Genomic DNA, 21,124 nt, shown 5'->3' with positions numbered 1-21,124 from the left:
TATTAAATTACTTTCCCCATGACTCTGCCGCAACAGCGTAAACACGAAATTATGACCGAGTACCAGGTTCACGAAACTGATACCGGATCGACCGATCTCCAGATTGCCATGCTGACGGAACGCATCAATCGTCTTAGCACTCACCTGAGAGCCAACAAGAAAGATCATGCTTCAAGGCGAGGTCTGTTAAAGATGATTGGTACCAGAAAGCGTCTCTTGTCCTATCTGCAAAAGGAAGACAGACCACGCTATCAAGCCTTAATTGGCCGTCTCGGTATTCGCGGTTAAAGAACTTTTTACCTATGTCTGAAGAATCCCAACGCGATCGCTTACCTTTTGAACCCAAGAAGAATCGCAAAAAGGCGGCGAAAACCCCAGCGAACCCCTCTAGCACGGCTAAAGAGAATCCTCAGCAGCCGAACCAAAAGCCTGAGTCAACGGCAGTGCCAGAAGTGGTGAGCAAGCGCATGGTGAGCCGGATAGCTCTTTTTTGCGGGATTCCTACTGCCTTAGGCATCTTGACTTTTATCGTTAGCTATGTAGTAGTTAGCCAACAATGGTTAAAGTTGCCTAACGTTGCAGTTGTACTTGTGAGTATGGGCTTTTTTGGTCTGGGTGTCCTGGGATTAAGTTACGGGGTGATTTCCGCCTCTTGGGATGAAGAGATACCTGGGAGTAAACTAGGCTGGAAAGAGTTCACCACGAACTGGGGGCGACTGACATCGGCATGGCGGTCGGCTGGGCAAAAAGATTAATTACATCCAGCTGCAACGCTAACAGTTTGAAGGTGAGTTTTAGTTTAAGTTGTTAGAAAACACTAACATCGGTTTCACTCTTCCCCTGGGGTTAAAATCCCAGGCTATTTTTGTTTGTTACAGGCGATCGCTTAAATGGCAATCTATGTAGGTAAGGCTGCTATTGCGATCGCTGGTAAATTTTGAGGAGCGAGATCAGCACACAAGTAACCGAATCATGGAGTTGAAAAAATGATTGTAGTCATGAAAGTTGGTACTCCAGAGGTCGAGATTGAGCGCGTTAGCTCTGAACTCGGCACTTGGGGACTGACACCAGAAAAAATTGTTGGGAAGCACAAAGTAGTATTGGGTCTTGTTGGCGAAACGGCTGACCTCGACCCTCTCCAGATGCAAGAAATTAGCCCTTGGGTTGAACAGGTTCTGCGAGTTGAGCAGCCTTTCAAACGAGCAAGTCGCGATTATCGTCACGGTGAAGCCAGCGATGTTGTAGTATCAACTCCTAACGGCGCTATCACCTTTGGCGAAAACCATCCTTTAGTAGTGGTGGCTGGGCCTTGTTCGGTTGAGAATGAAGAAATGATTATTGAAACCGCACGTCGAGTCAAGGCGGCGGGAGCGCACTTTCTGCGCGGCGGTGCCTATAAGCCTCGGACTTCGCCCTATGCTTTCCAAGGACACGGTGAGAGTGCCTTGAATTTGCTGGCGGCGGCACGGGAAGCGACAGGCTTAGGTATTATTACAGAATTGATGGATAGCCCTGAATTGGATGTGGTGGCAGAATTTGCCGACGTGATCCAAATCGGTGCCAGAAATATGCAAAATTTCTCTCTGTTGAAGAAAGTAGGAGCGCAGGAAAAGCCTGTGCTGCTGAAGCGGGGAATGGCGGCGACGATTGAAGATTGGTTGATGGCGGCGGAATACATTTTAGCTGCTGGAAACCCAAATGTGATTTTGTGCGAACGCGGTATCCGCACCTTTGACCGTCAATATGCGAGGAATACTCTGGATTTGTCGGCAATTCCGGTGCTGAGAACTTTGACTCACCTACCGATTATGATTGACCCCAGCCACGGTACTGGTAAGTCTGAATATGTGCCTGCGATGGCGATGGCATCTATCGCTGCTGGTGCTGACTCGTTAATGATTGAAGTCCACCCCAACCCGAAGAAAGCCCTTTCTGACGGCCCTCAATCTCTGACACCAGAGCGTTTCGACCGCTTAATGCAAGAGATGTCTGTCATTGGCAAAGCCGTAGGTCGCTGGCCTGAACCTGCTGTTGTTTTGGCTTAGAACCTAACCCCTTAACCCCCTTCCCTATGAGGGAAGGGGGGAAAAGAGATTTGTAGGCTGGGTTTCGTTCCTCAACCCAGCACTTATTTTAGGCGATCGCTACCTTTGATAAGTTATGGAATGCGATTGCTTGCCTCTGTTTAGGAGAACATCAAGGATGATATCTATGCCTAACTACTTTAAAAATGATGTCATCTTGGTGCATCAAGGATGATATCTATGCCTAACTACTTTAAAAATGATGTCATCTTGGTGCAATGTCTCTTTTATTTGGCGATCGCAGCCTTTGTTGTACTTCCTCACTTGCCTTACCCACATAGGAGACAATCGCATCTTCATTAAGTAGGTGGATGCGATTAAATTGAAGATGTTCGTAGTAGCGCGTCTACCCTAATTTGTTGGGTAAAGCAATGCCTATAATCTTGGTAAATCTTGATTTGGCGAGTTTTAGACACCCAGCATTTTAGCCCTGACGCGCTAGTAGGTTGGGTTGACGTAGGAAACCCAATATCTGCATGGGTTACGCTATTGCTAACCCATCCTACAAATAATTAATCCCACCTACTTAACATTTTTGCAATCTTTGAAGTTAAGCGATCGCAAACTCAGTATATTTCCGGGCTTCCGGGGGATGAAACCCCAAAACTATATCGCAAGCAGGAACTCCCAATCTTAATAACTCAGTGGCAATTCCTTCTTCCGTCCAATCTTCTTCGATCCAGATTTTCTGAGTCTTAATGCGAATATGAACCTGAATATGGCTAATCCGTTTTTTGTCTTGCCAACCTAAAAACAACCAAATATAATGGTCATTCTTTTCGTCTAATATCAAACAACTTTCATCAGTGAGGTTTGACGAACCTGACACCCAATCATGGTAATCAATTAATATCTTTTTAATTAAATCTCTATACTGTTCTAATTGAGCCATTGTAAAATTTCCTCCTTGTCTATATCAAAAATAATTAACAGGATTTGATTCAGTTTTACAACTTCTTGGATAGAATCTCTTTTAAATAAATTCTCATAAGCTCGTTCTGAAACTGCCAGATAAAGCTGATACTCTTGTTGAGTTAAAGTAAGAAAATTTTTATACAAAATATATTGACCTAGAGCAGTTTCAAAATCTCTGATCAGTGAAGGACTTAAAAAACTTTTAACTTCAACAACAATTTTCCGTTTATTTTGTTCAGCAGCAATTAGCTTTTCAGCAGCCAAATCGGGAAACAATTCAGCCTCTTTATATTTGATTGTGTACGGATCGGCTATAATTGTCCAGCCATCTTTAATTAGCGCTATTTTAACAGTATCGTGGTAAATATCTTTAGCAGGCATTAAGAGAAGCTATAAAAGGAGTAAATGTATAATCAATATGAACTACAAATTATATTTCATTTTAGCTTATATTTAGTTTGACGATCGCATTTTTTGTTCTACTTCATCCAGAGGCAAATCGAGAACTTGGGCAATTTGTTCTGCCGTTAAACCAATTTTTACCAATCGCGGTATCGAATCTAATTTAGCTAGTCTTCGTGTAGTTTCAATATTGTTAGACTTGCCGTTAACAGGTGTGGGGTTTTCTTTAATGATAAATTCAAAATTTTCCAATTCTAATTTTTCGTTAGTTTGTGAAGGATTAGGACAGGAATTAATATTGCTACCAATAACATAATGACCAAAAATTTGAGTTTTATATTTAGAGTTATCAATTCCTAATCTTTCAACAGCAGCCCGAAAATTTGACTTATTCAGGTTTTCTCCTAATGTTTCAGAAAGAATCTGCCAAAGTGCGTAAGCTTCATCTTTAGCGTGACCTCGCGTACAGTTATATTCTTTGGCAATATCGGCGTATTTCCGACCGTTGAGAACGCCTTTGATAATTGCTCTTTGCAGACTATCAAGATGTTTACCCGTTTGAGCGAATACCAGTTCATCCAAATACTTCAACACCTCTGGTACATCCATATTTTGCCGCAAAAATCCTACTTTGTCCGCCATTATCCGCTACCATCCGCCCTCTGTAAATCAGCTTAACAAAACTCCCGTCTTTATCCGTCCTTATCCGTCCCCCAGAAATACTGACATCTCTGATATTCAAGGAATACGGTAGATAAGGATTACTTGACCCTACGTGCTGATTAGCTGTTCTACTTTGAGAGACTACATTATGAATAAACTAATTTCAACTACTCTTCTGGCATCTTTTCTTGCCGTTACTACAAGTCACAGCAATGTTCCTGATAGTGCGAATGCTCAGCCATTTGCACGTCCTCGCCCTGATTTAAACGGTTTTTTAGTCAGAAACCCCGTGAATGGGATGATTTTCTGGGTTGACAGAGGTCAGCGTCGCCATATTCTTAATCCAAGTGTGTATCAAAGATTATTTGTCAGCAACCATCGAGATTACTTGGATACAGAGGCTATTCAACTAGGGGCATCTATAAATGGAAATAATAGACTTGTACGTTGTGGAGAGCAAGGGAATCGTTTATCTGGTCGCGTCTACCTCTTAGATCAAGGGACTAAAAGACATATTACTTCTCCTACTGCTATGAAGAAGAATAACTTTAACTGGAACGGAATTAGCAATGTTGACTGCCCTGTCTTAGATACTATAACGAACGGTTCTCCCATTAATTAGATGGAGCCGTAGTAGAGTAGAGGCTGCATATTTTCTTTGTAAGATTACCACTGCTAGAAGTTCAAGAATATTATGGCAAGACAACGATTCTTGAGCTTACAAATGCAATCGCACTTCACTTACTCTACCAAAATGGCGATCGCTTTTATTTGATTAGTCAACCTAGAGGTGATCGCTTTTATTTTATCAGTCAACTTAGAGGCGATCGCTCTTTTCCTCACTCTACCAAAATGGCGATCACTTTTATTTTATCAGTCAACTTAGAGGCGATCGCTTTTCCTATTCCTCAAGTCTTTGTCTCCACGTTTCCGGTGCGCTTCTAGTATGCAGAACAGCTAAAACAGTAATGCGATTGCCTTCAATTGTGTAATAAATACTGTAGGGAAACTTCTTCAAAAATGCTCTACGAATTGCAGAATCAACTTCTACATAAGCTTCTGGATACTGTGCAACCCGTTCTAGGGTATCGTTTAGTGAATCTAAAAACTCTATAACTAGCGATTGTTGCTGTTCGCTATACCACGCGCTTGCTGCCTCAACATCTTCTATTGCTCTACGATCGAATACAACCAGCTCTATTAGCAGTCACGATACTTACTCAATAATTGCTGCTTTACTTCATTCCAAGAAACCACTTGTTCAGGATTGTAGGAGTTAAGGCGATCTCGTACTAAATCAAGATGCCATTGAGGAGTAGGGACTTCTTCCGGGACAGCAGCAATCATATCCCATAGTTGCTGAACGTAAAGGATCTGTTCTTCTTTACTAAGTTGATCAAAACCTGGGGGAATGGGGATTGGTGGTACAGAGGACATTTTTTACTCTTGTGAAGGCTTTATCTAAATTGTAAGTAACTTATTGGAGACTTGCAATCAGCAGAGGTTTAAAGAGCGCTCGCCCCCTACTCCCCAACAGGCGATTGCTCTCCCACTTACTTTACCAACTCAAGGGAGGTGATCGCACTTTTCCTGACCCTACCAAAAAGATGATCGCTATATTTTTAAGTTAGCGATCGCCCCTTTCTGCTTATATCCCCAAAAAATTACCCAGCTAGTTATAGCTGGGGTAAGAAAAACGGGCTAATCTATAGTTGATTAACCCGATATCTTGGGAACGCGCACAATAATTACTTTTGCACAACCAGCTTGACGTTGGCGTTGGCAAGACCGCGTTGCTTGACTTCTGCCAAGGTCTTGTTAACGGCATACTTCTGATTAATCGAGTTAATCAGTTCGGTTTGGTTGTGCTTCTTGGCAACGCCCCACAGGTCAGCGATCAGGTCGAAAGAACCATCGCTATTGCGAGACCAACCCAGGTCATATTCGCCTTCCAAAACTGCAACGATGTCGGAACGAACGCGCTGACCGTTGTAACCACGAACATCAGCTTCGGACTTAACGCTGATACCCAGGTCGCGGAGAGAAGCCTTCAGGATTTCGGCATCGGTGATTTTGGTACGCAGGGTGCTAAAGTGAGACATTGGGATTTCCTCCAGTAGAGAGTTAAGAGAAACGACAACTTTTTTGTTTCGAGACTGCCGCCTTAGGAAATTACTTGGCGGCTTTTTATCAAACTACTAGCAATTTGCTAGTCTTTCCTCCTGTTGGGAGCAGGAGAAAGCTTTTAGAACTCCATTCGCTGATATTCAGCAACGGAGGACGCAGCAGGTCGCGCTCGCTGTCTTGCCCAGTCCCTCAGGGCCGTAACCTGCTCGTTCATGGTTCGGGAAAGCGGCAGCGTGGCTTTAATTGCCGCAATGATATCAAGCTGGGTAAACTCGCGCTCTTGGGCAAATGCTTCGTACATTGCCGCAATCAATCCCTGCTCGATTTCTGCCCCGGAAAATCCATCAGAAACCTTAGCCAGCTGGTCTAGGTCAAAGCGAGAAAGGTCGCGCTTCCGCTTGGCAAGGTGAATCTGGAAAATGTCCTTACGTTCTTCCGCGTTAGGAAGATCGACGAAGAAAAGCTCGTCAAAACGTCCTTTGCGGAGAAACTCCCCTGGTAAACGTTCAACCCGGTTGGCAGTTGCCATCACGAACACCGGAGAAGTCTTTTCTTGCATCCAGGTGAGGAAGGAACCAAAAATCCGGCTGGATGTACCGCCATCTGAGTCCGCAGATCCCGAAGTACCAGCAAAGGCTTTGTCTAGTTCGTCGATGAAGAGAATAGTCGGAGAAATCGACTCTGCTGTTTTCAGGGCGTTCCGCAAGTTAGCTTCTGACCGACCTACCATTGAGCCGTCATACACTCGGCCCATATCCAGGCGCAGAAGTGGCAAACTCCAGAGGCGGGAAGTTGTTTTGGCAATTAATGATTTACCGCAGCCAGGAACGCCTAGAATTAACATACCCTTGGGTTGAGGCAAACCATACTCTCTTGCCTTTTCCGTAAAGGCGTTGGATCGCTGTCTCAGCCAGCGCTTCAACTCTTCTAAACCGCCAACTGCATCAATAGTTTCGTCTTCTTCAATGAATTCTAATATGCCGTTGCGACGGATTAATTGCTTTTTTTCAGAAAGAATAATATCTACTTCTGATTCAGTTAGGCGACCTGTTTTAACGTATGCCTTACGATAAACTTTTTCAGCTTCGTCCCGGGTCAAACCCAAGGCGGCTTTTAACATTTTTTCCCGTGCTTCTGTCGTTGTACGACGGTTGCGAGTTTGCTCTAGCTGACTGGTCAATACTTGGTTGAGTTCTGCCAGGTCTGGCAGGGGGTAGTCTAAAACTACTACTTCTTTTTCCAGCTCGATCGGTATCTGTTGGAACGGTGACATGAGGATAATGGTTTTTTGCGTGCCTTTGAAGCTGGCGATCGCATCCCTCAACCATCGAGTTGTTGCTGGTGATTCGATAAACGGGTGTAAATCTTTGAATATAAAGATACCTGGTTCTCTTTGGCGTACTACCCATTCAATCGCTGCCTCTGGAGAAACAGTATTATGTTGGGTAATATTGCGAGGTTGGCCGTACTCGACTATGCCGTGGGTGACTGTCCATATGAACACACGCCGCTGCTGGGATCTTGTTTGAGCAATTGTGGCAATTGTTCTCTCAGCCCTTTCTTCCTCGGATGTCACCAGGTAGATTAGGGGATATTGAGCTTGAACCAGAATATCTAGCTCTTCTTTCATAATCTATCGACCCATTAGAGACGGCACAACCATTAGCCAACATTCGCACTGCTTGCCTTGATTCGAGCAAGGCACCCGCTCATAGAGGAGGAACCTTAACAGGGAACCAACTCTTGTTCTCCTTGAGAATCGGTACCAACTTCACTTCTGGTACCTTCAAGGGTGGTTAGCTCCTCAGCCATTACACCAGGCTGATTACCAAGGGCAACCATTTCTCCATCTCGCACTACCACGGAACTAGAACACTCCGGACAAGAATATACCCGATGCGTCCCTCCATGATTTGCCTCTACCTCATCCACCACTTCCGGGTTTGTCAGGTAGAAAACAATCGCTCTTTCGACCATTGATGACATCGGTTCCGAGTCAACAGCAGATCGAATTTTGAGCTGACGATGAAGACCTGGAGGAAGATATAACGTAACCTTTTGCTTATCTTGCATATAACTTTTCAGTCGTCCTACCCGGGTATATTTCACAGGTTATCTGTCTTATTCCGGGCTGTCAAGACGTTAAGCCAGCATGACGGCAATATTGTTACATTGCTTAATATTTCACCCGATTGTCCGGCAGAGGATGGGGGACTGGCGAATGAATAAAAGCAGCCAGAACGGAGATATTGGCGTAGGTGTACAAATATTCCAGCCGAGTCGGAAGTCAGAGTTGGCAAGCCAATTGTGGCATCATGAGGGCGATCGCATATACTGCGATCGCCCTCATGATGATGCTGTGGGGTTGTCGCGCCACCAATAACCAGTCAGCAACCTGGAAAATATATAACAACCCGCGCTATGACTTCGAGTTTCCTTATCCTAGTAACTGGATTGCCGCCCCGATGCCAGACAATAGAGATGGGCGGGCGTTTAGAGATCCGCAGAACCCAGAGGTAGAAATACTGGGAGTAGCGGGTGCTAGTTTGCCAGAAATTGAACTGGCACCACCGGGACAAAAACACCCTCATACATCCATGCAGCAGAATTTTACTACCCAACAGGGGATAAGCGGGAAGCTGCAAGTGGAACTGCGTTCTGATATTAGTTTGATGAGACTGACCTTAATTCAGGGAAGGATACGCTACTACTGGCAAGGGCGATCGCCCTCTGGACAATTTGACGATTATTATCGCTTCTTCTATTACGTTGCTGGTCAATACCGCATTCCTGAAATAAAAAATTAAAAATGGGAATTACGCAAGTTTTAATAGAGCCTGAGCCTCCTAGCCTTCGTTCCCAGGATCTGACTGAGCATGAGAAGTTAAAAATTTAAAATCGAGATTCGGCAATTTTTAATTTTTAATTTTGCTTTTTTAACTCCCCTAGCGCTTAAAATCAGTCTCAGGGATGAGGCTTTATTTCATCAAACTGCCCAAACCGTGTAATTTTGTCGTAGATAAAACCAATAAAACAATCCTTTAATTCCATGCCTCCGGAAACAGAATCACCATTGAATACACCCACTGAATCTCACCCATTGCGGGTTTTGATTGTGGAAGACGACCCGATGATGCAGCTGGGTTTGGAGCAGTCATTAGCCGCTCACCCCCAGTTCACCATCGTTGGACAAGCTGAAGATGGATACTTAGGCGTAGAAGCTGCTCTGAAACTGAAACCGGATCTCATTGTGATGGATATTGGTCTGCCGCGACTGGATGGAATTGCTGCCACCCAGCAAATTAAGGCAGCGCTTCCTGATGTCCGGGTGGTTGTACTGACATCCCACACCACAGAAACAGAAATCATTGCTGCCCTCTCTAGCGGTGCCGATGCCTACTGCATCAAGGGTGCTAGTGTAGAGCGATTATTAGCAGCAATCACTGCGGCCCAAGAAGGTGCCACCTACCTCGATCCGCAAATTGCGCGTCGAGTAATTGACCATCTTAAACCGCCTTCGACGAGCAACACCGTCTCAAATTTATCCCAACGGGAATTAGAAGTATTGAAACTGATGGTAGAGGGCAAAAGTAATCCGGAGATTGCTGCTGCCCTCTACCTAAGTCCCAACACTGTGAAAACTCACGTCCGAGGGATTATGAATAAATTGTCTGTTGATGACCGGGTACAGGCAGCTGTTGTTGCCCTTCGTTCGGGGCTGGTGTAGCCTAAAGACGCTTTTAGGAAAGCCTTTCTACAAAAAAGTCCGGCGATCCAAGTAATAGATTTAGGTGATTCGATCAATATCCTGTGTCGATTTTGCCCCATGTCGGTGATTAGAAACTTCCGCTTCTGGTCGGTTGGAAAATTTTCTGCTGCTGAGAGGATATTTTGTAATCGCCTTTGGCTGAATTAAAACAATACCAAGGCGTTGTGCGTAAAAGTAGAATAACCCCATAACTAGGCACCATTGAATTCAGCGTCAGATTTAAAGTACGACGGGTAAGAGCGATCGCACTTCATGCCGTTGTCTCACCTGGCTGGGTGAAAACAAGCTATTTCTTCGTCATCGCTTTAGTCCGCCAGAGACTTAAGTCTCTGGCTTATAGCTAATGTGGATTAAAAAAACTGAACTTCGTTATTGTTAGTCGGTTAAAACCGGCTTTAGTTATACGCCTGAGAGTTAAACTTCAGGCGAAATTACTTCATTCTATTGATTCACCTGATTAGATGAGGTGGGAAAAATGGGGAGAGTATAGGTATGAATTGAAATAATATTTAAGAATACAAACTTAATCAATATCATCCTTTTGTATGAGATAGTTGGGTGAAGTGGGAGCTGGGAAATAACAAGTACCTTAGAAAGTGTAAGGTACACAAGTTCACTAATTCAAAAAACACAAATTAAAGGAACCAAAACCATGACAGCTCCAACTAATACTTTCAACGCTCAAGCTAATGCCCAAATTAACAAACCTGTACTCAAACGCGGTTCCACAGGAGCAGCGGTTCAGGAACTGCAAAGACTGTTAAATCGCTGGGAAACTTACTTTGGGGATATTGACGGTATCTTTGATATAGTGGTAGAAAATGGCGTAAAAGCCTACCAGCATCGGGTCTTTTTGAAAGAGGATGGCATTGTCGGAAACGTGACATGGCAAGCTCTTTATTCTGGTGCGCCAGTTAATATGCCTGTGCTGAAAAAAGGTAGCACAGGTGAAATAGTGGTAATGCTTCAGCGTCTTTTACAGACAACTGGCGATTTTAATACTGAGACTAGCCCGAATTTTGGCCCGCGCACAGATGCAGCGGTGAGATCCTTCCAGAAGCGGTTTAATTTGGTTGTGGATGGAATTGTGGGCGATCGCACTTGGCACGCTTTGAGCAAAGTTCCTCACTACAAACATTTAGGAGTGTTGAGTTATAACTTATTAAGTCAACACTCCTCACTCAAAAAAGCGATGAGTTATGAGCCTAATTCCAGTATTGCCAAAGTCTCTTGTGTTAGCGTTAGTGCTAATTCGCTGTTGGTGCGTGAGAATACTCGGTTGGGCAACTCGAAGTTGAAGTTATAAATATTTTTATTTTTCAACATTGCGATCTCACCTTAAGTAATTAAAAATAAAGTAATATTTTTAATTACTTAAAGAAATTTTATTTAATTTTGAATTTTGCCTTTTTTATTTTTAATTGGTAATGTGAACCAAAAAGTTGAGCCGCGATTGGGGTGGCTAATCACGCCAATTTCGCCGCCGTGGGCTGCGATCGCTTGCCGACAGAGATACAATTTTAGCCCAATGCCTGTGGTGCAGCTATCTCTGGCATCGCGGACGTGGAGATCGAATAAGCGATCGCATTCTGATTGGCTCATCCCTGCGCCGTTATCCTGAATGGTACAGCGTAGCATCCCTGCCTGAATCGTGGCGCTCAAAGTTAAACTTATTCCAGGGGGATTATGTTTTAAAATATGAGTAAATAAATCTTGCAACGCTCGCTGCAACTTAGCCGCATCGACCATTACCAATGGTAAATCTTCTGAAACCAGATTCGTTATATTCGCTTGATTTGCTTTGATTATTGGCTGCAAATCTTTGAGCATTGGTGTTAAAATTGTATTTAATAGTAGCGGCTCAGGATGTAAGACAATTCCTGGCTCTTGGGAAATTTCTAGTAATAAATTAATCATCCCCAGTTGGCGATCGCTACCCTGAATCATCCGCTCTAAAACATGGCGAGAGATTGGTATCGTATCTTGCGGACTTTTAAGAAAATTATTGAGCAACAGTAAGTTACCCAAAACGGGCGTGCGTAGTTCGTGGTAAACAGTATTTAAAACTACGTCTTTAAGGCGGTTCAACTCTTGAGATTTTGTAATAGCCTGCTGTAATTCGGCTGTACGTTCCAAGACTTGAGTTTCCAAACTGTCATTAAGCTCTGATAATTGCTCATAAAGTTGTGCTTGCTGGATAGCGATCGCTACTTGCGTCGCCAGTGAAGAAAGCAAGTCAATTTCAAATTGCTGCCAGTGACGCGGTGCGCTGCATTGATTGGCGATTAGCATCCCAAAAAACTGGTCGCCAACCATAATAGGGACGCACAAACTGGCTCTGATTTGATATTTGGTGTAGTATGCAGCATGAAATCGAGATTTAGCTACCTGTTGAGTATCATCAATTGCTCTAACGTGACCTTGTTTAAAAAGTGATTTAATTTCTTTTAAATGGCGGTCATTCGTGACCCATCCACGAATTGAGCGCCAATTTGGGTCAACAGATTCTGCTAAAACTTTGCCTTGACAATTGTCATTAAGATGTCCAATAAAAACTCGGTCTGTTTGCAGAAATTGCCGGACTTCCTCAACTGTGGTGTTGAGAATTTGATCGAGATCGAGCGAGCGCCTAATTCTTAGGGAAATTTCTCCTAGTAAGCGATCGCGTTCAGCAGCAACTCCTAGTTGCGCTTCCGCAGCTTTGCGTTCAGTGACATCTAAAATATATCCGTCATAGTGTATAATTTCCCCCCTTTCATTGCGGACGATAGTGGTAAAGTCATAGACCCAACGCACAGAGCCATCTGAGCGAATCAGGCGATAATCTTGTTCGTAAGAACTAACACTTTTCTCAGCGCTATAAGCTTGGATCTCAGCATCAACTCTAGCCAAATCATCGGGATGAACAATGCTGCCATAAGGCACTTTACCAGTTAAAAAATCTTCTGGTTGATAGCCGAACTGAGCCACATTAGGCGAGACGTATTCTACAGGCCAATTTTCTTGTGCAAGCCAGCGGAAAACTGTGACTGGACCACCGATGAAAAGTCGCCGTTCTCTCTCCAGCGCTTCTTGGGCAGCTTTGCTTTGCGTGACTTCCATCATCAAGCCATCCCAGATAATATCACCATTAGGCTGCTTTTCTGGACGAGAAGCGCATTGTATCCACTTTATTTTTCCAGTAGGCGTAATAATGCGACCTTCCCAAGCCCAAGGTTGCAAAGTGGCGGCAGAAATATCTCCAGATTCTTCATAAGTTTTTAAATCATCCGGATGAATTAACCCTTTGAGCAGTTGAAAATTAGCCTCCATGTTTTCTGGTTCTAACTCGAACAATTCTCGATAGCCAGAAGTAGCACATACTAACGACTCGCGACCATCGTGAGTTCGCAGGTATTGGTAAATCATACCTGGTAAGTTGTCAGCCATTCTTGGGAATTTGAACTCGCTATGTCGTAGCTCGTCTTTAGTTTTCTCAAGACTTGGAACGCCAGTGTCAGCCAAGATTTGTTGGAGCTTTTCAAAGGCTGCTTCATCCCGACAACATTCTCTTATTGCTTGTAGATATTCAGCCATTAGGAATCACGTCTCTTTGTTTTAACTCAATGATTTTTAAAGAGTTGCACCACGTTAGCAGGCTAGAAAGTATGAATTATTAAGGGTAAAATTTTAGCTTTTGGTGGGAATAAAAATGGTAATTTCAGCCTTTGTTTCCAGGCTGGCATGGGAATACGATTCTTGAGGTTCTACCTCTTTTGGAAGACATAAATTACAAAGGTAATGTAAGGCTCTGCCTCACAAATATACCTTCCCAAGCTGAGCTTGGGAACTAAAAATTTATTCGTGAGGTCTTAAGAGTCCCCAGTCAAGAGTCCCCAATCCCCAGTCCCTCCTTCACACTTCATCCTTCTTTTAGTGTTCCCTAAAACCGTGGAGAAATGCAGTAGTGATTCTTAAATCTCATCTTTTTAATTTACAGTAGGCGATCGCTTGTTCACATCCTTCCGGCGATTCACCCGATTGGGTGATTGTGGAAAAAGCTCATTTAATATCCACAATCAAAAGACTCATTCAAAGGTAAAGTAAACCAGAAAGTTGCACCGTCTCCAGGTGAACTAATAACACCAATTTCGCCGCCGTGAGCAATGATGATTTGCTGACAAAGATATAATCCTAAACCGATACCAGTTGAGCGTCTAGCTTGGGAACCACGAGCATAAAGTTCAAAGGCGCGATCGCACATTTCTTGGGTCATCCCCACGCCGTCATCTTCAATAGTGCAGCGCATCATCTGATTCTCAACTGTGGCCTTGATGGTCATTTTGAGTCCGGGTGGATTGTGGTTCAAGGCGTTGGTGAGGAGATTTTCAAACACGCGCCGCATCTGAAGCGGATCTGCATTGACGCTGGGCAATTTGCCCTCAACTTGATTTGTCAGGATAGCATGGTTTTTAGCGCACAACAGCTCGAAGTCTTCGACAATGGCTTGTACTAGAGAGCCAATTTGGGTTGGTTCCCGGTGGAGGAGAACGCCTCGCACGTCGCTGGTATGAACTTCTAGCAGGGAGTTTATCAGACCGAGTTGGCGATCGCTACTTTGAATCATTCGCTCTAAAATTGAGCGGGGAACGGGAATTGTCTTTTGTGGATGGCTAATGGCTAATTGTTCATTGCGATTAGCCATCAACAAATTCTGCAACACGAGTAACCCGCCAACGATCGGCGTTCGCAGATCGTGGGAAACTGCGTGTAGGAAAATATCTTTAAGCTGATAGAGTTCTTGAACTTCCTCTATTTTTTGCTCTAGTTGGGCGGTGCGTTCTTGCACTTGGCATTCCAGGTTGGCATTGAGTGCTTGTACCTGGTTAAATAGAGAGGCTTGTTGGATTGCGATCGCTACTTGGGTTCCCAACTGTTCGAGTAAGTCGATTTCCATTGGTTCCCAGCGTCTCGAACTGCTGCATTGATTGACAATCAACGCCCCTAACAGACCTTGACCGTGTACGCTAATTGGTACAGCCAAGACTGACTTAACTTGATAATCGTTGTGGTAAGATGCGATCGCTTCTGGTACTTGTACCTTACTTGTGTCCTCAACCATTCGGACGCAATTTTCCTCAAACATCGTTCTCAAGTCGGCGAGAGAACTTTCATCATCAAGTACCCAACCCAAAATTGACGGATAATTTGAGTCTACCGATTCTACAATCACCTTTCCTTTACCGTTACCATCTGCATGACCGATGAAAACGCGGTCAGCTTGCAGAAACGAACGAACTTCCTCAACTGTGGTGTTGAGAATTTGCTCCAGGTTCAGCGATGAACGGATGCGCCCTAGAGTTTCTGCTAATAAGCGATCGCGTTTTTGCGTCATGCGTTGCTGGATTTCCGCCTGCTTGCGTTCAGTAATGTCGTTCCCTACAGTAAGCAAACATTCTTCGCCGCCCAAGTTAATAATTTCCGCAGAAAAAAGTCCTATTACCACTTCGCCTGACTGCTTGCGAAACTCGTATTCCTGGTTACGAACCGCCCCATGTTCCTGCAATAACTTAATTACTTGTAGGCGTTCTTCTGGATTAACCCAGATTTGCAATTCAGTTAAATTATGATCAATCACCTGCTCGCGTGTGTAGCCGGAAATATCTAAGAAAGTTTCGTTAACGTCAATATATCGCCCATCTTTAACTGTAGAAATCGTAATCGATTCAGGACTAGAACTAAAAGCTTTCTTAAATTTCTCTTCTGAAACCCGTAGCGCTTCTTCTACCTGCTTGCGCTGAGTGATTTCGCGCACAATTGCCACAATTTCCTCTTCCCCAAGAGACACCAACCGCGCTTCCCAATAGCGCTTGGTTCCGTTCAGATGCAGATGGTACTCTAGGTTTTGGGTTTGTCTTGTCGAGATTGCTTGCTCAATGTGGTGCATGAATAATTGAGCTACATCTGTTGGCATTAACTCGCACAAAAATTTTCCAACGATTTCATCAGGCGGAACTATCAAATCGCTGGCTTTTTCTGCTTTAAAATCCAGATATTTTCCGTCTTTGCTGAAGATAAACATCAAATCTGGAATCGCATTTAAAAGGGCGCGATTTTTCTCTTCACTTTTTTTAACCCTTTCTTCCGCTTCCTTGCGTTCTGTAATATCCCTAACACTAGCCGCTCGAACCAATCTACCTTGATACAGAATACTTTTAGCAGAAACCTCTGCGATAAAAGTTGTTTCATCTTTTCTCAACGCGATCGCTTCAAAAGGTTGATCTGAAGGTGAGCGCAATCTTTGTCTAATCGTTTCGTGAGAAGGAACGGCTGCGACATCCAAAAGCGCCCTACCAATCAATTCATCTGTTGAATAGCCAAATAATGTTTCTGCGGCAGGATTAACATCTAAAATCTTCCCTTGTTCATGAATCAAAACGGCTTCAAATGTTGCATTATAAAAAACTTCTAGTCTGGTTTGAGTATTAGGCAATCTTTCCGCCTTAACTAGATTGGTTGAAGTGTTTACTGAACCCCCAGCCTGCAAATTAAAGCAGTGTTTTTGAATGTTACCGATAGTTTCTTTCATGCTTTAAGCCTCTTTCTATATTGCTGGTAATCCGGTATAATTTATGCCAACAATAGTTTATTGCCGCCAGACTCACTAGGAGTCGAGAAGGCAAAAGTTAAAATTGATGAACCTGGGAACAAATTCCTCTTCAATGCTTCATCATTGAAACTTCATATTTCTGAAAAAACTTTATTTTTCACCCGATTGGATGATCCATTTGTGTGAGTCCGATTGCCTCTGGATAAAGTCATTCTATATAAAGACTATTCACTAAGTCTTGGTACGCTTCCCTACGTCTAAGATGAAACTTCTAAATTTGACCAAAAGTAAATTTTCTCACCCGGTGAAATTCGCCAGCACTTTAGGACTGTTATCGGTGCTAGTGTTGAGTACATCTACTTCGACTCTAGCCCAGCCTTCCCAGCCCGCTAGTTCGCCAGCGCGAAGCAGCACCAACTTGACTGTAAAACGCCAATATGGAACCTGTCCTCAAAAAGTCGGGTTGACGACATTATTAATTCCATTTGAAGGCGGCGCGGAGCATACGGTTGTAGCAAACACTCGCGCGATCGCAGGATCTGCCAGAGTTTCGAGTTCGGGTAAGAAGTTCGTAGAATACGAAGCCCCATTACAAAAAGCCTACGCCTCCTGTGTCGGTCAAGCAACTTCCCCAGAACTGCGGGCGTACCGCTTCCGCTTAGGCAATGGCAAAGTTTATTTCCGCGTAGATGTTGGTTGGGCTGATGGAACTACTCAAATCACATCTAGAAGTTTGTCAGCAGGGCTTCCCTACGTGCGTTGGATAGCCACCGAATAACTGCGGGGTGAATAACTGGGAAAGTGAAGCTACACATCTGATTTTCCCAGTCGTTTTAAAACGGGCTAAGAAAAGCGATCAGTGTAGCGGGAAAAACATGAATTTGTATAACACCTCAGTAGCGATCGCGTTCAACCCATAAAATTGTAAGATAGCTGAACCAATCCCGAACTGTATGTCTGACATCCAGTCAGCTTCAAAAATGTAGTGGTTAATTGATTAGAAAATAGTGGGATTCCTTCGCCTAAGACGATTGGGTGTATCGAAAGAATCAGCTCATCCACAAGATTTTTGCTGATGAAATCGTGAATTAATAGAGAGCCTCCCACTAACCAGATATTCTTTCCATCAACCTGACGTAAATCATCTACAAAGTTCTTCACATCTGTTGCGATAAATTCAGCGTTGTTGTCCGATTGGCAGGAAGGATGCCTTGTGAAAACATAACTCTTTTTCCCTTTGTACGGATATTCTCCAAAAGTAAGAACTTGTTCATAGGTTTTTCTGCCCATAACAACGGTGTCAACGCCAGCGTCGAACTCCGAGTAACCGTAATCTTGGTCTGTAAACAGCCAGTCAACATTACCAGAAGGGCGTGCAATATAGCTGTCTAAACTAGATGCAATAAATAATATGACTTTACGCATAACACCACCTAAACAAATGCACTACAGATAGTTTACGTTTAGAGCGATCGCGCTCGTCGTTGAAGGTAGAGACGCGATCACAACTCAGGCTACAGGGCGATCGCTTTTCCGCAAACTTGGGAGGGTGAGCGATCACTACCTTCTACCTAGCCTTAATTACTGCACTACACTCGCTGAAGATACTGATAATTTTCGTTTTCCACACACTTGCGTAACTCTTGCAGCTTCCTAAGACGGTAAGTTGCATCCTGATACTCTTTTTTAGAAGGAGAATCTCCAAGCTGAGTGAGTATAGCATCACTTTCACGGATAATCTCCTCACCTAAGAAAGTCCTTAGTTTTCTGCGATTATCTTTACCTAACTGCACTAAAGGTAGCTTTTCCTCTTCACCCTCTATTTTAATTTTTCTTGGTACAGATTTACCTATTTTAGAAAAATCTGATTTCGCCAGCCAGCCGTAAAAGTTTTCTGCTACTTCCACACTATATGCTGGCTCTCCATTTGTAGGATAGAAGCTGATGTCTAACATTATCCTTCCTCCTGAGCCTCAGACTGCATAAACTCGCTTTCAGGAATATTCTCAGCCCAAGCTATATCTGCACTTTTAAATCGCTCTTTAGCTGGTTTAGTAATTTTCCCTGTGGTCAGAACAGCAGATACACTTCCTTTGTCAATAATTTTTTGCGCCAACGTTGAATCAATGGTTTTGCGAGTTTTAATTTCAATATGTGACATTTTACTACTTAACCATTATATCGATTTTGTATCTCTCGGACGATCTGCTTTACTCGTGGAACGTCTTTTTTCTCAATAACCAAAATATCACCTTTGGGATCGTTTCCAGTTGTTCTTCTACATGAAATCCCTTCCGCATTCAATTTTTCAATAACCCAGCTAATAAATTTTTTATGTACCTGTAGCTGGTATATCATTCGGTCTTCATCAGTTTCCCATTCTTTATTAGCCATTGCATAACTCCTTAAATTTTTGCGCTAAGTGTTCGCGACTTGAAAATCCATTCTCAAAAAGGTCAAAAAGCCTGTCAGTTATGGAAATATCCCTATCGGCACATACTATATCTATCAGTAAAACTTTATACAAAGCCTTTATATCACCCCCTGTGTATGCACGGTGCTTATAGATATTGTATAGCTTGTGCAAATCTTCTTCCTGAGGATTGTATTTTATTGGCTTATTTAAATAACTAAGATACGCTTTGAAGTCATCCCACGACAAACTGGAATCGACAAAATGTTTCAAAGAAAATCTCCGCACTACCGCTGTATCTACCAGGTTAGGTACGTTAGTGATGCCGAAAACAAAAAAATGCCTGCTTGTGGATGGCTGAAGCTTGTCAAGTTCTAGCATTAATGTTGTCATAGCTCGACGAACAGCATCATGCTCTTGAGCGCGACTACGACTCATACAAAAGGCATCTAGTTCATCTAAAAGGAGAAACACTGATGAACCATCTGAACAAGTTTTCTGTAAATCTTGAAATATCTGCTCAAGATTCCGTGAAGATTGGCCCAAAGCTGGATCGAGCATTCTACCAACATCAACCGTATAGAAATTTATTTCATTAGTTACTTCTTGTTTGAGCTGCTCAAAAAGCAAGTAGCATAAAGTAGTTTTACCGGTATTTGGTGGACCGTAAAGCAGAACAGATGGTGTAAGGTTATAGATGCTAAACTGGCTGATAAGAGAATCGTCAGCGGTCAGCATAGTTTTACAGAAACGAAAGAGATATTTCTCTAATTCATCTAACCCGAATAATTTCTGGTTAGATATTTTACGCTTGATTTCAGCATGGGTTAACTGCAACAATCCACTAGCACCATGAACAATACTTTTCATATTGACGACGTTCTCTCAAAATTTTTAAACTTTTCTGCTACTCTACATTGATACTAGCTGCTCAGTCCTGCTGACGCTCGCTATTTTAACATAGCCCTCTGTGTGCGATCGCACACAGAGGTGTTTTCACCAAAGTTTCAGGCGATCGCATCAAAGTTTGTAGGGTGAGCATTTGCTTACCCTAGAGCTAATTGGGATATTATTAATTATTCCCCAGCTTTTCTAATAACCAGTTGCTGCCAAATCCAGTTCATGCACGTAAGTAACCCGCTGCACTCTAGTTTCAAAAGAGCCATCAGGATATAAGTTTAATAAACGAAATCCTGGCTCTACTTCATCCAAGGAAAAATTGTGGCTGTGAGGCTCAAATTGAATCGAAGTAGAAGGACTACCCAAATAGTGAACACCACCACGCCGCTGATAAAATTCTTGGTGAATGTGACCAAAAATCACCAACTTTACTTGAGGATGGCGATCTATAACAGCAAAAAGTTCCTCTGGATTCTGTAGTGTACTGCCATCTAGCCAATCTGAATCCACGAGAAAAGGTGGATGGTGAAAACCGATCAGGGTAGGTCTGTCGCTTGCTAGCTTTAGCTGCGTGTCCAGCCAAACTAGGCTTTCTGATGATAGTTTGCCATGCACGCAACCAGAAACATGAGAATCAAGTAGCAAAAACTGCCAGCCTCCGGCTGCAAAAGACTTTTCTGGAGAAATGGGAGCCTCTTTTAACACCTGCTGCATCACAAAAGGCTGATCGTGGTTCCCTGGTGCCCAGTAGGTAGGGATGGATAAGGGACTCAGCAATTCTGCCAACCGTTGATATGATTCCGCCTTGCCATCTTGGGACAAATCCCCAGTCAGCAGTAGCATATCTAGCTGAGGCAATAGTTTTTGCAATTGCCCTAGAACTGCATGAAATGACTTTTCCGTAGGAAGACCTAATAATTCTTTTTTGGTATCGGCAAACAGGTGAATATCTGTGATTTGAGCGATCGCAAGCGGCTTGGCTGGAATCATAAAGTTTTGTAATGGAATCTAGTAGCGGCTCAAAGAAAAATAGTTAGGACACTAAACCCCAATGGCTCTGCTCTAATAGGTAAACATCGATTTATAGCTTTCCTACGGAACAAGTTAATAAAATAAGTCTAAAGATAGATGAATATTAAATACTCCGTGTAAACACTTACGGCTTTAGATGGGTAATACATTACCGTTAGAGATCGTCAAATACCTGCGATCTAGGAACCCCCCATATGTGATCGTCATCACATATAGCGCCGGAAATGGAC

26 protein-coding genes are annotated in these 21,124 nt (G+C 43.3%); 10 read left to right on the top strand and 16 right to left on the bottom strand.

Features of this window, described 5'->3' with window-relative positions; genetic code table 11:
- Nucleotides 1–18 precede the first annotated feature (18 nt).
- The 4 genes from rpsO (at nucleotide 19) to H6F66_RS28810 (ending at nucleotide 2,387) form a co-directional block, all read left to right on the top strand.
- Entirely contained in the window at nucleotides 19–288 is a 270-nt protein-coding gene (rpsO, locus tag H6F66_RS07090; protein ID WP_190419641.1) for a 30S ribosomal protein S15, read from the top strand.
- A gap of 14 nt (nucleotides 289–302) precedes the next feature.
- Nucleotides 303–755: a PAM68 family protein gene (locus H6F66_RS07085; protein ID WP_190419638.1), complete on the top strand. Its 453-nt coding sequence runs from the start codon at nucleotides 303–305 to the stop codon at nucleotides 753–755.
- Between the two features lie 231 nt (nucleotides 756–986).
- Nucleotides 987–2,045: a 3-deoxy-7-phosphoheptulonate synthase gene (gene aroF / locus H6F66_RS07080; RefSeq protein WP_190419636.1), complete on the top strand. Its 1,059-nt coding sequence runs from the start codon at nucleotides 987–989 to the stop codon at nucleotides 2,043–2,045.
- A 219-nt stretch (nucleotides 2,046–2,264) separates the two neighbouring features.
- Nucleotides 2,265–2,387 carry a hypothetical protein gene (locus H6F66_RS28810; RefSeq protein WP_277874024.1) on the top strand — a complete coding sequence of 41 codons (123 nt, stop codon included), beginning with the start codon at nucleotides 2,265–2,267 and terminating at the stop codon, nucleotides 2,385–2,387.
- Nucleotides 2,388–2,634: 247 nt separating this feature from the next.
- Here H6F66_RS28810 and H6F66_RS07075 read toward each other — a convergent pair whose 3' ends face one another.
- The 3 genes from H6F66_RS07075 to H6F66_RS07065 form a co-directional block, all read right to left on the bottom strand.
- Nucleotides 2,635–2,976 (bottom strand): XisI protein, encoded by a 342-nt coding sequence (locus H6F66_RS07075; protein WP_190419634.1) that lies wholly within the window; start codon nucleotides 2,974–2,976, stop codon nucleotides 2,635–2,637.
- Nucleotides 2,964–3,380, bottom strand: coding sequence for a XisH family protein (locus H6F66_RS07070; protein WP_190419632.1), 417 nt, complete (start codon nucleotides 3,378–3,380; stop codon nucleotides 2,964–2,966). The genes H6F66_RS07075 and H6F66_RS07070 overlap by 13 nt, the downstream gene beginning before the upstream one ends.
- A 72-nt stretch (nucleotides 3,381–3,452) precedes the next feature.
- Nucleotides 3,453–4,010, bottom strand: a complete 558-nt coding sequence (locus H6F66_RS07065) for a hypothetical protein (protein ID WP_190419711.1) — start codon at nucleotides 4,008–4,010, stop codon at nucleotides 3,453–3,455.
- Nucleotides 4,011–4,212: 202 nt separating this feature from the next.
- On the opposite strand from H6F66_RS07065, the gene H6F66_RS07060 reads away from it, so the two are divergent.
- A complete protein-coding gene (locus tag H6F66_RS07060) occupies nucleotides 4,213–4,686 on the top strand; it encodes a hypothetical protein (RefSeq protein WP_190419630.1) in 474 nt (157 codons plus the stop codon).
- Nucleotides 4,687–4,835: 149 nt separating this feature from the next.
- Nucleotides 4,836–5,009: a hypothetical protein gene (locus H6F66_RS07055; protein WP_190419628.1), complete on the top strand. Its 174-nt coding sequence runs from the start codon at nucleotides 4,836–4,838 to the stop codon at nucleotides 5,007–5,009.
- 255 nt (nucleotides 5,010–5,264) lie between these two features.
- On the opposite strand, the gene H6F66_RS07045 is transcribed toward H6F66_RS07055, so the two are convergent.
- From H6F66_RS07045 to H6F66_RS07030, 4 genes are all read right to left on the bottom strand, one after another.
- Nucleotides 5,265–5,501 (bottom strand): addiction module protein, encoded by a 237-nt coding sequence (locus H6F66_RS07045; RefSeq protein ID WP_190419626.1) that lies wholly within the window; start codon nucleotides 5,499–5,501, stop codon nucleotides 5,265–5,267.
- 311 nt (nucleotides 5,502–5,812) lie between these two features.
- Nucleotides 5,813–6,166: a DUF1257 domain-containing protein gene (locus H6F66_RS07040; RefSeq protein ID WP_190419624.1), complete on the bottom strand. Its 354-nt coding sequence runs from the start codon at nucleotides 6,164–6,166 to the stop codon at nucleotides 5,813–5,815.
- 143 nt (nucleotides 6,167–6,309) lie between these two features.
- Entirely contained in the window at nucleotides 6,310–7,821 is a 1,512-nt protein-coding gene (locus H6F66_RS07035) for an AAA family ATPase (RefSeq protein ID WP_190419621.1), read from the bottom strand.
- A 95-nt stretch (nucleotides 7,822–7,916) separates the two neighbouring features.
- Nucleotides 7,917–8,264 carry a hypothetical protein gene (locus tag H6F66_RS07030; protein WP_190419707.1) on the bottom strand — a complete coding sequence of 116 codons (348 nt, stop codon included), beginning with the start codon at nucleotides 8,262–8,264 and terminating at the stop codon, nucleotides 7,917–7,919.
- Nucleotides 8,265–8,449: 185 nt separating this feature from the next.
- Here H6F66_RS07030 and H6F66_RS07025 point away from each other — a divergent pair, with 185 nt between their 5' ends.
- The 3 genes from H6F66_RS07025 (at nucleotide 8,450) to H6F66_RS07015 (ending at nucleotide 11,266) form a co-directional block, all read left to right on the top strand.
- Nucleotides 8,450–8,998 (top strand): hypothetical protein, encoded by a 549-nt coding sequence (locus tag H6F66_RS07025; RefSeq protein WP_199295396.1) that lies wholly within the window; start codon nucleotides 8,450–8,452, stop codon nucleotides 8,996–8,998.
- Between the two features lie 242 nt (nucleotides 8,999–9,240).
- Complete coding sequence (locus H6F66_RS07020) at nucleotides 9,241–9,918, top strand: response regulator transcription factor (RefSeq protein ID WP_190419619.1); 678 nt, start codon at nucleotides 9,241–9,243, stop codon at nucleotides 9,916–9,918.
- 694 nt (nucleotides 9,919–10,612) lie between these two features.
- The gene (locus tag H6F66_RS07015; protein ID WP_190419617.1) at nucleotides 10,613–11,266 is read left to right on the top strand and encodes a peptidoglycan-binding protein; all 654 of its coding nucleotides are present in this window, start codon (nucleotides 10,613–10,615) and stop codon (nucleotides 11,264–11,266) included.
- Between the two features lie 83 nt (nucleotides 11,267–11,349).
- Here H6F66_RS07015 and H6F66_RS07010 read toward each other — a convergent pair whose 3' ends face one another.
- Nucleotides 11,350–13,536, bottom strand: coding sequence for a PAS domain-containing protein (locus tag H6F66_RS07010; protein WP_190419615.1), 2,187 nt, complete (start codon nucleotides 13,534–13,536; stop codon nucleotides 11,350–11,352).
- Between the two features lie 469 nt (nucleotides 13,537–14,005).
- A complete protein-coding gene (locus H6F66_RS07005) occupies nucleotides 14,006–16,528 on the bottom strand; it encodes a PAS domain S-box protein (RefSeq protein ID WP_190419613.1) in 2,523 nt (840 codons plus the stop codon).
- A 283-nt stretch (nucleotides 16,529–16,811) separates the two neighbouring features.
- Here H6F66_RS07005 and H6F66_RS07000 point away from each other — a divergent pair, with 283 nt between their 5' ends.
- Entirely contained in the window at nucleotides 16,812–17,327 is a 516-nt protein-coding gene (locus H6F66_RS07000; RefSeq protein WP_190419611.1) for a hypothetical protein, read from the top strand.
- A gap of 131 nt (nucleotides 17,328–17,458) precedes the next feature.
- On the opposite strand, the gene H6F66_RS06995 is transcribed toward H6F66_RS07000, so the two are convergent.
- The 7 genes from H6F66_RS06995 to cpdA form a co-directional block, all read right to left on the bottom strand.
- Entirely contained in the window at nucleotides 17,459–17,974 is a 516-nt protein-coding gene (locus H6F66_RS06995; RefSeq protein ID WP_190419609.1) for a dihydrofolate reductase family protein, read from the bottom strand.
- Nucleotides 17,967–18,110 carry a hypothetical protein gene (locus H6F66_RS06990; RefSeq protein ID WP_190419607.1) on the bottom strand — a complete coding sequence of 48 codons (144 nt, stop codon included), beginning with the start codon at nucleotides 18,108–18,110 and terminating at the stop codon, nucleotides 17,967–17,969. Before H6F66_RS06990 ends, H6F66_RS06995 begins: the two co-directional genes overlap by 8 nt.
- Nucleotides 18,111–18,138: 28 nt before the next feature.
- A complete protein-coding gene (locus H6F66_RS06985; protein WP_190419605.1) occupies nucleotides 18,139–18,504 on the bottom strand; it encodes a hypothetical protein in 366 nt (121 codons plus the stop codon).
- Nucleotides 18,504–18,710: a hypothetical protein gene (locus H6F66_RS06980; RefSeq protein ID WP_190419603.1), complete on the bottom strand. Its 207-nt coding sequence runs from the start codon at nucleotides 18,708–18,710 to the stop codon at nucleotides 18,504–18,506. Before H6F66_RS06980 ends, H6F66_RS06985 begins: the two co-directional genes overlap by 1 nt.
- 8 nt (nucleotides 18,711–18,718) lie before the next feature.
- A complete protein-coding gene (locus H6F66_RS06975; RefSeq protein ID WP_190419602.1) occupies nucleotides 18,719–18,943 on the bottom strand; it encodes a hypothetical protein in 225 nt (74 codons plus the stop codon).
- Nucleotides 18,936–19,832 (bottom strand): ATP-binding protein, encoded by an 897-nt coding sequence (locus H6F66_RS06970; RefSeq protein WP_190419601.1) that lies wholly within the window; start codon nucleotides 19,830–19,832, stop codon nucleotides 18,936–18,938. The genes H6F66_RS06975 and H6F66_RS06970 overlap by 8 nt, the downstream gene beginning before the upstream one ends.
- A gap of 222 nt (nucleotides 19,833–20,054) precedes the next feature.
- Nucleotides 20,055–20,852 (bottom strand): 3',5'-cyclic-AMP phosphodiesterase, encoded by a 798-nt coding sequence (gene cpdA / locus H6F66_RS06965; protein ID WP_190419600.1) that lies wholly within the window; start codon nucleotides 20,850–20,852, stop codon nucleotides 20,055–20,057.
- Nucleotides 20,853–21,124: the final 272 nt, after the last annotated feature.

This window comes from Trichocoleus sp. FACHB-6 (assembly GCF_014695815.1).
Taxonomy (GTDB): Bacteria; Cyanobacteriota; Cyanobacteriia; order Cyanobacteriales; family FACHB-T130; genus Funiculus; species Funiculus sociatus.
Note: the sequence above shows the minus strand (reverse complement) of the source record. Positions and strands in the feature narration are given on the sequence as shown.

Coding starts and splice junctions, on each gene's coding strand:
- H6F66_RS07020 (WP_190419619.1), top strand. CDS start 9,241: ATGCCTCCGGAAACAGAATCACCATTGAATACACCCACTGAATCTCAC.
- H6F66_RS06985 (WP_190419605.1), bottom strand. CDS start 18,504: ATGTTAGACATCAGCTTCTATCCTACAAATGGAGAGCCAGCATATAGT.
- aroF (WP_190419636.1), top strand. CDS start 987: ATGATTGTAGTCATGAAAGTTGGTACTCCAGAGGTCGAGATTGAGCGC.
- H6F66_RS06995 (WP_190419609.1), bottom strand. CDS start 17,974: ATGCGTAAAGTCATATTATTTATTGCATCTAGTTTAGACAGCTATATT.
- H6F66_RS07075 (WP_190419634.1), bottom strand. CDS start 2,976: ATGGCTCAATTAGAACAGTATAGAGATTTAATTAAAAAGATATTAATT.
- H6F66_RS07035 (WP_190419621.1), bottom strand. CDS start 7,821: ATGAAAGAAGAGCTAGATATTCTGGTTCAAGCTCAATATCCCCTAATC.
- H6F66_RS07070 (WP_190419632.1), bottom strand. CDS start 3,380: ATGCCTGCTAAAGATATTTACCACGATACTGTTAAAATAGCGCTAATT.
- H6F66_RS07085 (WP_190419638.1), top strand. CDS start 303: ATGTCTGAAGAATCCCAACGCGATCGCTTACCTTTTGAACCCAAGAAG.
- H6F66_RS07045 (WP_190419626.1), bottom strand. CDS start 5,501: ATGTCCTCTGTACCACCAATCCCCATTCCCCCAGGTTTTGATCAACTT.
- H6F66_RS07040 (WP_190419624.1), bottom strand. CDS start 6,166: ATGTCTCACTTTAGCACCCTGCGTACCAAAATCACCGATGCCGAAATC.
- H6F66_RS07000 (WP_190419611.1), top strand. CDS start 16,812: ATGAAACTTCTAAATTTGACCAAAAGTAAATTTTCTCACCCGGTGAAA.
- H6F66_RS06980 (WP_190419603.1), bottom strand. CDS start 18,710: ATGTCACATATTGAAATTAAAACTCGCAAAACCATTGATTCAACGTTG.
- cpdA (WP_190419600.1), bottom strand. CDS start 20,852: ATGATTCCAGCCAAGCCGCTTGCGATCGCTCAAATCACAGATATTCAC.
- rpsO (WP_190419641.1), top strand. CDS start 19: ATGACTCTGCCGCAACAGCGTAAACACGAAATTATGACCGAGTACCAG.
- H6F66_RS07060 (WP_190419630.1), top strand. CDS start 4,213: ATGAATAAACTAATTTCAACTACTCTTCTGGCATCTTTTCTTGCCGTT.
- H6F66_RS07030 (WP_190419707.1), bottom strand. CDS start 8,264: ATGCAAGATAAGCAAAAGGTTACGTTATATCTTCCTCCAGGTCTTCAT.
- H6F66_RS07010 (WP_190419615.1), bottom strand. CDS start 13,536: ATGGCTGAATATCTACAAGCAATAAGAGAATGTTGTCGGGATGAAGCA.
- H6F66_RS06975 (WP_190419602.1), bottom strand. CDS start 18,943: ATGGCTAATAAAGAATGGGAAACTGATGAAGACCGAATGATATACCAG.
- H6F66_RS07005 (WP_190419613.1), bottom strand. CDS start 16,528: ATGAAAGAAACTATCGGTAACATTCAAAAACACTGCTTTAATTTGCAG.
- H6F66_RS06970 (WP_190419601.1), bottom strand. CDS start 19,832: ATGAAAAGTATTGTTCATGGTGCTAGTGGATTGTTGCAGTTAACCCAT.
- H6F66_RS28810 (WP_277874024.1), top strand. CDS start 2,265: ATGCCTAACTACTTTAAAAATGATGTCATCTTGGTGCAATGTCTCTTT.
- H6F66_RS07015 (WP_190419617.1), top strand. CDS start 10,613: ATGACAGCTCCAACTAATACTTTCAACGCTCAAGCTAATGCCCAAATT.
- H6F66_RS07065 (WP_190419711.1), bottom strand. CDS start 4,010: ATGGATGTACCAGAGGTGTTGAAGTATTTGGATGAACTGGTATTCGCT.